This window comes from Desulfosarcina sp. BuS5 (genome assembly GCF_028752835.1).
Taxonomy (GTDB): Bacteria; Desulfobacterota; Desulfobacteria; order Desulfobacterales; family BuS5; genus BuS5.
This window is the reverse complement of sequence record NZ_CP087952.1, coordinates 2,636,188-2,648,883: the sequence shown is the minus strand read 5'-3', so window position 1 is coordinate 2,648,883 and position 12,696 is coordinate 2,636,188. Positions and strand designations below refer to the sequence as shown.

Annotated in this window: 11 protein-coding genes; 10 read left to right on the top strand and 1 reads right to left on the bottom strand. The window is 45.9% G+C overall.

The annotated features are described in order from the left end of the window. Window positions 1-3: 3 nt before the first annotated feature. The 10 genes from BuS5_RS13010 to BuS5_RS12965 all read left to right on the top strand — a co-directional run bounded on the left by BuS5_RS13010 (window position 4) and on the right by BuS5_RS12965 (window position 12,155). Window positions 4-432 carry a DUF134 domain-containing protein gene (locus tag BuS5_RS13010; protein WP_035265352.1) on the top strand — a complete coding sequence of 143 codons (429 nt, stop codon included), beginning with the start codon at window positions 4-6 and terminating at the stop codon, window positions 430-432. A 62-nt stretch (window positions 433-494) separates the two neighbouring features. After that, window positions 495-827, top strand: coding sequence for a NifB/NifX family molybdenum-iron cluster-binding protein (locus BuS5_RS13005; RefSeq protein ID WP_027353888.1), 333 nt, complete (start codon window positions 495-497; stop codon window positions 825-827). 127 nt (window positions 828-954) lie between these two features. Continuing rightward, on the top strand, window positions 955-1,299 hold the full coding sequence (locus BuS5_RS13000) for a CGGC domain-containing protein (RefSeq protein WP_027353889.1): 345 nt from the start codon (window positions 955-957) through the stop codon (window positions 1,297-1,299). Window positions 1,300-1,365: 66 nt separating this feature from the next. Further along, a complete protein-coding gene (locus BuS5_RS12995) occupies window positions 1,366-3,315 on the top strand; it encodes an ASKHA domain-containing protein (protein WP_027353890.1) in 1,950 nt (649 codons plus the stop codon). A gap of 34 nt (window positions 3,316-3,349) precedes the next feature. Further along, complete coding sequence (locus BuS5_RS12990) at window positions 3,350-3,565, top strand: hypothetical protein (protein ID WP_027353891.1); 216 nt, start codon at window positions 3,350-3,352, stop codon at window positions 3,563-3,565. Window positions 3,566-3,839: 274 nt separating this feature from the next. Further along, complete coding sequence (locus BuS5_RS12985) at window positions 3,840-5,369, top strand: acetyl-CoA decarbonylase/synthase complex subunit delta (protein WP_027353892.1); 1,530 nt, start codon at window positions 3,840-3,842, stop codon at window positions 5,367-5,369. 85 nt (window positions 5,370-5,454) lie between these two features. Beyond that, a complete protein-coding gene (gene cooS, locus BuS5_RS12980; RefSeq protein WP_027353893.1) occupies window positions 5,455-7,470 on the top strand; it encodes an anaerobic carbon-monoxide dehydrogenase catalytic subunit in 2,016 nt (671 codons plus the stop codon). A 68-nt stretch (window positions 7,471-7,538) separates the two neighbouring features. Continuing rightward, window positions 7,539-9,752, top strand: coding sequence for an acetyl-CoA decarbonylase/synthase complex subunit alpha/beta (gene acsB / locus BuS5_RS12975; protein WP_027353894.1), 2,214 nt, complete (start codon window positions 7,539-7,541; stop codon window positions 9,750-9,752). Window positions 9,753-9,825: 73 nt separating this feature from the next. After that, window positions 9,826-11,166: an acetyl-CoA decarbonylase/synthase complex subunit gamma gene (acsC, locus tag BuS5_RS12970; protein ID WP_027353895.1), complete on the top strand. Its 1,341-nt coding sequence runs from the start codon at window positions 9,826-9,828 to the stop codon at window positions 11,164-11,166. Window positions 11,167-11,264: 98 nt separating this feature from the next. After that, the gene (locus BuS5_RS12965; protein WP_027353896.1) at window positions 11,265-12,155 is read left to right on the top strand and encodes a dihydropteroate synthase; all 891 of its coding nucleotides are present in this window, start codon (window positions 11,265-11,267) and stop codon (window positions 12,153-12,155) included. 32 nt (window positions 12,156-12,187) lie between these two features. Here BuS5_RS12965 and BuS5_RS12960 read toward each other — a convergent pair whose 3' ends face one another. Continuing rightward, entirely contained in the window at window positions 12,188-12,661 is a 474-nt protein-coding gene (locus tag BuS5_RS12960) for a rhodanese-like domain-containing protein (RefSeq protein ID WP_027353897.1), read from the bottom strand. Window positions 12,662-12,696 lie beyond the last annotated feature (35 nt).

Sequence of the window (12,696 nt, the reverse complement as noted above, 5' to 3'; positions counted from 1 at the left end):
AATATGGTGCGACCAAAAAAAAATAGAATTGTTAAATTTAACCCTGATGTTGTCTATTTTAAACCAAGGGGTATTCCCATCTTTGATCTTGAGGAGGTGAGCCTTACCATTGATGAACGTGAAGCAATAAGGCTGGCGGATCTTCTCGGTTTGTCCCATGAGGATGCAGGACGGGAAATGGGTGTTTCAAGGGCCACCTTTGGTAGAATTGTGCAACGTGCGCGAAAAATAGTCGCGGATGCGTTGATTACCGGTAAGGCCATTAAGGTAGAAGGCGGACATTATAATATTATTGAAGCAACGCGCAAGTTTATATGCTGCGCCTGTGATCATGGATGGGAGGAACCTTTCGGCACAGGCAGGACAAAGGGATGTCCGTCCTGTAAAAGTGAAAATATTCAACGTGTTAAAGGGAAATTGGTAAAAATGTAAGGCCCGGCCAGATAATCCGTCAGAAAAAAAACTATTTAAATTTTTAACAGGAGAATAATAAAATGAAATTTGCTATACCGTTAGCTGGAGGTAAATTAACCGCCCATTTCGGGCATTGCCAGGAATTTGCTCTCATAGATGTTGAAGGCGAAGAGATAAAAGCCAAGGAGATTCTTGTGCCGCCGCCCCACGAGCCCGGAGTCCTGCCCAGGTGGCTTCACGAACAAGGCGCAAATGTTATTATAGCAGGCGGAATGGGTCAGAGAGCCCAGACCCTTTTTACTGAGCAGGATATAACTGTAATCGTGGGCGCTCCGGTAGAAGACCCTGAAATACTGGTTAAGAGCTATCTGAATAATGCCTTGATTAGCGGCGATAATCTTTGCGATCATTAAAGCTATAGATTTTAAGATAATGATTTTGGGAAGGCCAGAGGGAGGAAGGCGTATTATAATACTCCGACGACCGATAACGCACCCAAAATCTTTATATTAAACTCTATAAATTAAAGGGAGGAAAGATATGGACAATATAGTAGTTGTAGGTTGCGGTGCCTATATGGACAGCGGATATGGCTGTCCGGGAGAATGGAGATGTCTTAAGGCGGCCTCACTGGGGGAAGGCAAGATAGAAAAGCCTTCCAATGTAAGCGCTTTTGTAAAATGTGAATGTCCCGGACGGGCGCTTGTGCCGACTGTGGCAATGGCCATGAAGATGGCCGATATAAAAGCCGACGCAATTTATCTCAGCACCTGTCTTGTAAATGCTAAACCCGGCTGTCCCTATTCAAACGCCGATGAGATGGCCAAGATTCTGGAGAATAAGACAGGCATTAAGGTTATACAGGGAACTCACGATTACCACTAATCAAAACAGTTCTAAACACCTAACCCGGATTAACCCTAAAAGACCAATAATAGAGAGAGATCCTTTATGAGCTCTTTTAAAGTAAAATTTTTACCTCACAATAAAGAGATAATCGTTTCTGATGGACGAAAACTTATTCGGGCTGCCATGGAGGCCGGAGTACATATAAACGCCTCCTGCGGTGGTGAAGGTCTTTGTGGTAAGTGTCGTGTGCTTCTTGAAGAAGGAGAGCTTGAAGGTGGGATTTCCGAAAAACTGAGCCGGGAGGATATTGAAAATGGTTACCGGCTGGCCTGTCAATCGAAAGTCAGGAGCGATCTTGTAATAAGGATTCCCACAGAATCGACTATAGATGCCAGGGTTCTGAATCTTCAGAGCACACCCAGAAAAACAGCCCGCATCAGGAAGATTGATTTTAATCAATTAAAGGAAGAAGGGCTTTTTATACCCCCGGTGGAAAAGATTTACCTGGAACTTACCGAACCGGATGCACAGGACCACTTGCCTGATGTAACGCGGCTGGTAAGTTTTTTAAAGCTTCAACATGATGAACACCGTCTTGTTGTTGATATGAAGGTTATTCGCAGGATTTCAGATATTTTTAGAGAAGGCGGCTTTAAAGTTACAGCAACACTTATGCGGCCTGTTCAGGAGGGAAGGAAGACCCATATTGTCAACATCCATTCCGGCGATACTTCGGGGTGTCATTATGCAATTGCCATTGATGTTGGAACTACAACCATATACGGACAGTTGATAGATTTGATTAACGGGAAAACCATTTCCCAGTACGGAGAATTTAACGGTCAGATAAGTTATGGCGAGGATGTGATCAGCAGGATTGTCTATGCCGAAAAACCGGGTGGACTGGAAAAACTTCAAAAGGTCGTTATAGGGTCTATCAATAAAGTTATAAACAGGGTTGTGAAAAGAGCGGATATTGATAAGGATTGTATTTCTACCATTACCATGGCCGGCAATACTACCATGACCCAGTTGATGCTCAATGTTAATCCAAAATATATAAGACGCTCGCCGTATGTGCCGACTTCTTCAATATATCCGCCGATCCGGGCTTCCGACCTGGGAATAGATCTGGGTGAACAGGTAGCGGCCCTTGTTTATCCCCAGGTATCAAGTTACGTGGGAGGTGATATTGTATCAGGGGTAATGGGTTCCGGTATGTATCGGACCGACAAATTGACTCTTTTTATGGATATCGGAACAAATGCCGAGATCGTAATAGGAAACCGGGAGTGGATGGCATGTGCGGCCTGTTCGGCAGGACCGGCTTTTGAAGGAGGAGGAATTGAATTCGGCATGCGGGCCACAAAGGGAGCCATAGAAGATTTTTCTATCGACCCGGTTAGTTATGAACCTATGAATATCACCATAGGAAATGTGCGTCCCCGGGGTATATGCGGATCCGGCCTTATAATAATGGTGGCCACCCTCTTTGAGATGGGTTTGATAAATAATTTAGGCAAATTTGACAGGGACCTTGACACACAACGTATCCGTGAAAGAAACGGTGTTCACGAATATGTTCTGGCCTGGAAAGATGATACCGGTATAGATCGGGATGTTGTTATAACGGAAATTGATATCGAGAACCTGATGCGCGCCAAAGGCGCGATTTACAGTGGCTGCCAGACTCTTGTAGAAGAGGTCGGCATGAGCATGGCAGATATAGAACAGATTTATCTGGCAGGAGGATTCGGAAGTTATGTGGATATTGAAAAGGCTATCGTGATAGGATTATTACCCGAAATTGAGCATGAAAAAATTACATTTATAGGCAACGGTTCGCTAATGGGCGCTAAAATGGCCGCTCTTACAAACCGAATAAGGAAGGACGTGGTTGAGGTGACCAGCAAGATGACCAATTTTGAGCTTTCTGAAACCGTATCTTACATGGATAATTATATGGCCGCCCTGTTTCTGCCGCATACGGATATGGAGCAGTTCCCAAAACTTAAGGCCAGGCTGGAGGCACGTGTTCAAAGCCGGCGGTAATTTGTCATAGTTATCGATAAAGGATAAATAACAAATGGATGAAAGAAAAACAGTAGCCTGTGCTGACGTTTTAAAGGAAGATTTTTATTGTGAGTGCGGTACCTGGGTGTATTGTCCGGATATGAACGGCACAAAGCTTGATGATCAGCAAAATGAAGTACCCGTCATAGGAGAAGGCTGTACAAAGCATGATAAAGATGGTGAATATATGGAATGTCCGGAATGCGGAGTTCATTATTATCTTGTTTGAAAATTTAAGCTCGAAATTATTCGCATTCTATTGACAAATATATGTTTTAAGGATATATAGCATAAGATTTAATATTTTAGGATAAATAGATACCGCAACAAGATTCTATCTTGTTTTGAGATCAAAAAAAATAAATTGTGAAAGGGGGAATGGCAAGAGATATTGTCTTTGACAAGGGACTTTTTAAAGCCCCTTTTTTTTGTTTAAGAAAGTTTGGGGCTTTAATCGAATTTAATATTAAAAACTATTTTATAGTAAAATATAGGAGGTAACATTGGGCTTTGATATTTTTAAAGAATCCTATGCCGGAGGCATAAGGGAAATTTCCATCGGGAAAGGTGATAAAGCGGTTACTGTCGGTGGAGAGACCAGCTACCCGTTCTATCTTTTTGAAGGAGAAATGCCCAACAAGCCCAGGATTGCAATGGAGGTATGGGACATGGAACCGGACGAATGGCCGGAATCCGCTGTTGCTCCTTTTAAAGATGTAATATCCGATCCTGCAGCCTGGGCCAAGAAATGTGTTGATGATTACGGAGCGGATATGATCGTTCTCCAGCTCAAGAGCATAGATCCGAACGGGAATAATGCCGGCCCGGAAGATGCTTCGGCTGTTGTAAAGAAAGTTCTGTCAGCAATAGACGTTCCCTTGATTATATGGGGTTGCGCGAATGTTGAAAAGGATGAAGAGGTTTTAAAGAAGGTGTCCGAGGATTGCCAGGGCGAAAACCTTACCATCGGACCGGTGGAGGATAAAAATCACAAGGGTATCGGCGCCAGCGCCATGGGTTTCGGGCATACCATAATTTCTTCATCTCCGATTGATGTTAACCTTGCCAAGCAGGTAAACATCCTTCTTGAAAACTTGGGAATGCCGGTGGATCGTGTGATAGTAGATCCGACCACGGGCGGTTTGGGCTATGGTATGGAATATTCCTATTCTGTTATGGAACGTCTCAGGATGGCCGCCATGACGCAGGGTGATGACAAACTTCAGTATCCGCTTATAAATAACCTCGGAAATGAAGTTTGGAAATGCAAGGAAGCCAAACAGACGGCCGAAGATGCTCCTACACTGGGTGATCCGGAAAAACGGGGCATTTTGATGGAAGCCGTAGGCGCTGTTACATATCTCATGGCCGGTTCGGACATACTGATAATGAGGCATCCTGAAGCCATACGTCTGGCCAGGGCATTTATTGATCTTGCGATGAACGGCGGAATGGCAACCGATGTTGCTCCGGTTGCAAAACGGCTTGATGATGTTGATATAGACTTGGCGTCACTGGCTCCTGAGCCGGATTTGACGATTGAAGAGGAAAAGAAAAAAGCGGCTCCGGCGAAAAAGGCTGCTCCTCCTGAAAAGAAAGCCGCCCCGGCTGAAAAAGCGGCTCCGGCCAAGAAGTCTGCTCCAGCTGAAAAACCGGCTGAACCTGAGGTAGATGCCAAGGCCGATGCAGAAGCAAAGGCTAAAGCAGAAGCAGAAGCAGAAGCAAAGTCCAAAGCAGAGGCCGACGCAGAAGCCAAAGCCAAGGCGGATGCAGAAGCCAAAGCCAAGGCGGAAGCAGACGCTAAAGCAAAGGCAGAAGCCGATGCCAAAGCTAAAGCCGATGCAGAAGCAAAGGCCAAAGCAGACGAAGTCGCCAAACGTGAGGCTGAAGAAGAGGCTGTCAGACAGCAAAGAGCGAAAGAGCAGGAAGAAAGAATGGCCAAAGCCGCCGGCGTAAAGACTGAAACAGTTACCAAAACAGCAGCCAAGACCCAGAGATCAGGTCTTAACAAGTTCATTAAGCCGCGCAGATAAAAACTTTAAAATAAACAGGTTAACCTGTTATAACTTTTATCAAGTTTAAATAGAAAATTTCCTATAATATGAGGAGGAACCTCTAATGGCAGAAGAAAAGAAAAAAGCAAAGGCTCCCAAGCTGGCAGATCCGGTTGCGTCATCAATAGATGTGGCGTCTCAAGAGATGATCGCCCGTTCCCATGAACTGGGAGTTGAAACAATTTTTGACAGGGCTTTGACAATGAAGCGTTGTAGTATCGGCGTGCAGGGCACTTGCTGTAAAAATTGCTCCATGGGTCCGTGTCGTTTACCCCTTCCTAAAGGCGGGATTGTTGGTGAAGATACACGAAAAGGTCTTTGCGGCGCTACGGCCAACACAATAGCCGCACGTAACTTTATCAGGATGATCGCCGGCGGAGCAGCCGCACATTCGGATCATGGCCGAGGCGTAGCCGAGGTATTTCTTTCCGTGGCCAGGAAAGAGACGGATGTTTATCAGGTTAAGGATGTAGATAAACTTTTAGCTGTAGCTAAGGATCTTGGCGTTGCAACAACCGTTGAAGTGGATGGCGAAGAACTTGACCGTGATCTTGATGAAATCACTTTGGAAACCGCGGAAGTTGCGCTGGCTGAGTGGGGCAAATCCGAAGGTGAGCTGCTTTATCCTAAGAAAGCTCCTAAGGCACGTTATGAGCTTTGGAAGAAACAGGGCGTGCTTCCCAGAAATATAGACAGGGAAATCGTCGAAATCATGCATCGCACCCATATAGGCGTTGACATGCATTATAAGAATCTCATGAAACAGGGCACCAGGGCAGCCATTGCCGACGGCTGGGGCGGTTCCATGCTGGCGACTGATATTCAGGATATTATTTTCGGAACTCCTTATCCGGTTCAGTCAGAGGCGAATCTTGGGGTTATGAAAGAGGACCATGTAAATCTCATTATTCACGGTCATGAGCCAATCCTTTCAGAGGTGATCGTGGCTGTGGCCCAGAAGCAGGAAATGATTGATTATGCCAAGTCAAAAGGTGCAAAGGGTATCCAGCTTTCCGGTATCTGCTGCACAGCCAATGAAATGCTGCAGCGCCACGGGATACCCCTGTGCGGCACCTTCCTGCAACAGGAACTGGCCATCATAACCGGTGCCTGCGATGCCATGGTGGTTGATATCCAGTGTATCATGCAGAATATTGCCGATGTGGCCAAATGTTTTCATACAAAGGTTATTACTACCCATCGGATCGCACAGATAGAGCAGGATAATGTTATCCATATTGAGTTTGATGAACATCATGCCCTGGAAGATGCCGAGCGGATCGTGAAGATGGCAATCGACAACTTTGAGAATCGTGGTGCCGAGGTGATGATACCGCAGCATAAAGCTCCGATTGTAGCAGGATTTGGGGTTGAATCGACCGAATACCATCTGGGCGGTTCTTTCCGCGGCACTTACTACACCTTGAACGATAACATTATTAACGGACGCGTTCGTGGCGTTGCCGGCGTTGTGGGGTGTAACAATGCGAGAACAAGGCATAATAATGACCACATAAAAGTGGTAAAAGAACTGATTAAAAATGATGTTCTGGTTCTTACAACAGGATGTAATGCAATCGCCTGTGCTATGGAAGGTCTGCTTACACCTGAGGCTGCGGCTGTTCATGCGGGCGCAGGTTTGGCGGAAGTATGTGAAACCGTTGGTATTCCGCCTGTACTGCATCTTGGGTCTTGTGTTGACAACAGCCGTATTCTGCTGGCTGCCACTGAAGTGGTAAAAGCCGGTGGCCTGGGTAATGATATCAGCGAATGGCCGGTTGCCGGAAGCGCTCCGGAATGGATGAGTGAAAAGGCCATCAGCATTGGTCATTATTTTGTTGTTTCAGGTGTTTATACTGTTGTGGGTGTTACATTCCCGACTTCGGGCGCGCCTGTATTTAATGATTATATTTGCAAGGATTTTGAGAATATCTACGGCGGTATGTGGGATTTCGAGCCTGACCCGATCAAGCATGCCCATAAGATGATAGCTCATATCGATAAAAAACGGAAAGAGCTCGGTATAGACAAGGCCAGGGAAAGGGTTATGATGGATTTTGCATCACGTCAGGCTCTTTAATTGTAATAATCAAAAAATTTAAGTATTCAACCATATAAAACATAAATCCTCAACGAAGGAGGAAAAAAATGTCAAGATTAATAGCGTTTGCCGCTATTCAAGGTGGTTATAAGGTAGTTTCCCAGGCTGAAGGCCAATATAAAAAAGCTCTCGCAACCTATAATGCGGATACAAAGGTCGGGTTTCCAAATACAGCCTATTTCCTGCCGGTGATATATTCTTTATTCGGCATCAAGGTTGAAACTCTGGAGGATATGCAGACTCCTCTGGATATTGCCCGGGGACTGCTTCCCCCGCATATCCAGGGGAAAAACTGGCTTCCTTTCCTGGGTCCCTTGCTGGATGCGGGCATGGCCGGAATTATATCCTATGAGATTATCGAGGCCTTAAGATATCTGAATGACCCGGATTTTTATCTGCATGCCGAGGATCCGGATATCGAGAATGGTAAAATCTGGCTCGGTGCTGCCGATGATACTATTTTCAGGAAAAGAGGGGTTGAGTTTGTGGACGGCAGCGCGCCCGGTTTTGCAGCAATAGTCGGTTCAGCGCCTGATTCTGCAACAGCCAAGATGATTGTTGAAGATTACCAGAAAAAAGGACTCTATATGTTCCTTGCTGCCAACCATAACGGTACAACCGTGACTGAGCAGCTTATTGAAGAAGGTGTCCAGGTCGGCTGGAATACCAGGATAGCCTGTTTTGGCCCTGATATTTCTTCGGCAGTATTTGCGGCAGGTTTTGCAAACAGGGTTGCAATGGCATTCGGCGGTATTGAGCCTGGTGATTATAAAAAGATTCTTATGTATAACAAAGAGCGGGTCTTTGCGTTTGTAAATGCACTCGGCGATGTTGGAACCGAATGGGGCGTGGCCGCGGCGGGTTGCGTAAACTGGGGCTTCCCGACCATAGCGGATACTGATATTACCGAGATTCTGCCTACCGGCATCTGTACTTACGAGCATGTTGTTTCGCCGGTTACACATGATGAAATCTGTCAGAAATCGATTGAGGTCAGGGGCCTTAAGGTTCTGGTCTCGGAAATTGATATTCCATGTTCATTCGGCCCGGCTTTTGAGGGTGAAAGAGTCCGGGGTGCCGATCTGTACTGCCAGATGGGCGGCGGCAAAACACAATGTACCGAGTTTGTCGAGATGGCTGAAATGAATGATATCGAAGACGGCAAGGTAGAAGTAGTGGGCCCGGATATCGGTGATATGAAAGAGGGCGACACACTTCCGCTCGGTATTTTCGTCCAGATAGCGGGCCGGGAGTTCCAGGAAGATTTCGAGCCTATCCTGGAACGTCAAACTCACCATCTTGTAAACTATATCCAGGGCGTCATGCATATCGGGCAGCGCGATATCGCCTGGTTGCGGGTAGGTAAAGGCGCCGTTGAAAAGGGCTTTACCCTAAAGGATATCGGCGTTGTTCTGCATGCCAAGTTTCATCAGGATTTTACCAAGATCGTGGATAAGGTACAGGTAACCCTTTATACCAAAAAGGAGGATGTGGACAAGTTGACCGAAAAAGCCCGTGCAGCATACCATGCCAGGGACTCGCGGGTTGATAACATGAAAGACGAGGATGTTGAAATTTATTATTCCTGCACCCTCTGCCAGTCATTTGCCCCCAACCATGTCTGCTCGGTAAGTCCTGAAAGAACCGGACTTTGCGGCGCATACAACTGGATGGACTGCAAGGCTGCTTTTGAGATTAATCCCACCGGCCCGAATCAGCCTATTGAAAAGGGTGAATGTCTCGATCCCAAGCTGGGTCAGTGGAAAGGCGTTAACGATTTTGTATATAAAGCATCACGCGGCGCTGTAACACATTATAATTTCTATTCCATGTGCATTGACCCAATGACCACCTGCGGGTGCTGCGAATGTATCGCTGCAATGCTGCCTTCATGCAACGGGGTCATGACTGTGGGCCGTGATTATACCGGGGAGACTCCCTGCGGAATGAAGTTTACCACCTTGGCGGGCGTAATGGGCGGCGGAGCATCATCGCCCGGATTTGTCGGTCATTCCAAACATAATATTACCCAGGGTAAATTTATCCTGGGCGATGGCGGATTGCTCCGGATGGTCTGGATGCCCAAAATGTTGAAAGAAGAACTTAAAGAGAGAATAGAGAAACGCGGTGCTGATATGGGCGTTCCTGATCTATACGATAAAATTGCAGACGAGACTGTGGGAATCACCGAAGAAGAGATTCTGCCATGGCTCGAAGAAAAGGGACATCCGGCGTTATCCATGGATTCCATAATCGGATAATTAAATAATAAAACGGGATTGCGGAGCCAAAGTCCGCATCCCGTTTTATGCAATTAATATTAAGGAGATAAAAATGGCATTAACCGGAATTCAGATTTTTAAACTTCTGCCCAAGACCAATTGCAAGGAGTGCGGAGTACCAACCTGTCTTGCATTTGCCATGAACCTGGCATCCGGCAAGGCGGAACTGGACAGTTGCCCGTATGTATCGGACGAGGCAAGAGAACAACTGTCCGAGGCATCGGCCCCCCCGATCCGGCCGGTAGATATAGGAAAGGGAGTTCGGGCCTGCAAAACCGGCGGTGAGACAGTACAGTACAGGCACGAAAAAACTTTTTTTAATCCAACATTACTGGCCGCAACAGTCGCTTCCGATATTTCCGAATCCGATCTTGAAACAAAATTAAAAATATGGAATGCTTTTCAGTTTGAAAGAGTCGGCTTGAATCTCAGGCCGGAACTGGTGGCAGTAAAAGATGCGGGCGGCGACAAGGACGCTTTTGCAAATACAGCCAGAATAATAGCTGAAAAGTCAGAGTTCAATTTAATCCTTATGACCGAAGATCCGGATGTCATGCAAGCCGGAGTCGAGGCCTGCGGATTTAAAAGACCTTTATTATATGCGGCCGCAGATGCCACCGCCGATGCTTTTGGTGAAATTGCAAAAGATAATGATCTTCCGCTGGCTGTAAAGGCTGATTCTGTTGAAGCGCTTATCCCCTTGACGGAAAAATTAACCGGCATGGGGCTGAAGGATCTTGTTATGGATTCCGGTTCCAGGGAGATCAAACAGGCCCTTGAGGACCAGGTAGCAATAAGAAGAGCAGCTTTGAAATCAGGAAACAGGGCGCTCGGTTTTCCAACTATAACCTTCCCATGCGAGATGGCATCCAATTTAGACACTGAAGCAATGATCGCCGGCATGTTTGTTGCGAAATACGGCGGCATTGTAACACTTTCCGATTTTACCGGAGAGTCTGTTTTTCCGCTCCTGCTGGAGCGATTGAATATATTTACAGATCCACAGAGACCGATGACCGTTACAGAGGGCATTTATGAGATCGGTAATCCCGACGAAAACTCTCCGGTGTTGGTCACAACCAATTTTGCATTGACCTACTTCATCGTATCCGGCGAGATTGAAGGGAGCAAGGTTCCTTCATGGCTGTTGGTCAAAGATTCCGAAGGCCTTTCTGTTATGACTGCCTGGGCGGCCGGTAAATTCGCGGGGGACGATGTCGGAGTCTTTGTAAAGAAATCGGGTATCATGGACAAGGTGAAACATACTGAACTTATCATTCCGGGGTATGCAGCGGCTATTGCGGGTGATGTTGAAGAGGAACTTCCGGGATGGACGATTATTGTAGGCCCCAGGGAAGCTGCCCATATACCGGGATTTCTTAAATCCCGATAAAATTAGTTTTAGATTAAAGATTGAAGATTGAAGATTTACATGCTATTAATTTTTGATCTTCAATCTAAAAACGTCAATCTAAAAACTATGGAGGATTTATGTATCTAATCGGAGAAAGCTTAAATGTAATTTCAAAAAAAATAGGCCGGGCATTTAAGGAGCGTGATCCCAAGCCTTTACAGGAAGAAGCCTTGTTCCAGAAAGAAAAGGGGATGGATTATATCGATATTAACCTGGGACCTGCAAAAAAAGACGGACATGAACTGATGCCTTGGGTAGTTGAGGTTGTTCAGGATGTTGTGCCTGATATACCCCTGGCTCTCGACACATCGAATATTGATGCCATAGAAGCCGCCCTGAAGGTTTATAAAGAGACTCCCAAGCCGGTTCTGATCAATTCAATCATGTGCCGACCTGAGCGTTATGAGCGGATGGTTCCGCTGGCTGCAGAATATAACGCCGATTTTATCGCTCTGATGTGGGGGCCGGATGGGCTTCCACGCGATGAAAATGAGCGCGCTGCCCTGGCAGTTGAGCTTCTTTATTTTGCCAATGAAGCCGGAATTGAAAATGAGCGGATATGGGTAGACGGCATAGTCACGCCGGTTAATATCCAGCAGCCCCAGCTTATGAGCCTGATGGCTTTCCAGGCTATGGTTCAGGATATTGCTCCGGGCGCCAAGAGCACCTGCGGCCTGTCGAATGTATCGAACGGCCCGCCGACCCACCTGCGCCCGATTCTTAACCAGACCTACATGATCATGCTGGAAAGAAACGGAATGTATTCAGTAATATCCGATCCCCTGGAAGACAGGTTGACCGAGATTGCTAAGGGAAAGCGTCAGGATATTGTAGACGTAGTTCATGCTACAATGGATGGAAATCCTCCGGCTCTTGATTCTATTTCGGATGAGTTAAAAGAATTTGTCAAGACAACCGATGTTATTCTTGGCAGAACTCTTTATTCAGATTCATGGCTTGAAGTCTAAATTATCATGGTGAGTGGTGAGTAAAAGACTCATCACTCATCTTTTTTTAATTTTTCTTTCCAGCGCATCAATCCGTTTGCAATATAATAGACGTTGTTATAACCGACAGAAAAAAGCTTTTCGGCAAGTTCCCTTCCAAGGGAGCAATGGATGCCGTCACAATATGTAATTATTTTAGTTTCCGGGTCTGTGCGGGATAAAAAATCGTCTATCCATTCGTCAAATTTTTTTTCATACAGGTTTACAGCACCTTTTATATGTCCTTGCTCAAAATCACTTTCAGATCTGGCGTCAATGAGCAGTGAGGAATCCTGCATTAATATTTTATATGCATTGCCAATCGATATCTCCCTGACGGCACTGTTATCATGCTGCGATAAATCATTGTTTAAAAGCAGCGGTACCCCTCCGAATTTTATCGGATCAGGCCTTATCTGATTAAACAACAGGGAAATAACTATCGCCGCACATAGTATTATTAATATCTGATAAAATGTTTGTTTCATGGTTTTCACTATTATAGCTTTTCAAGCACCCTTTA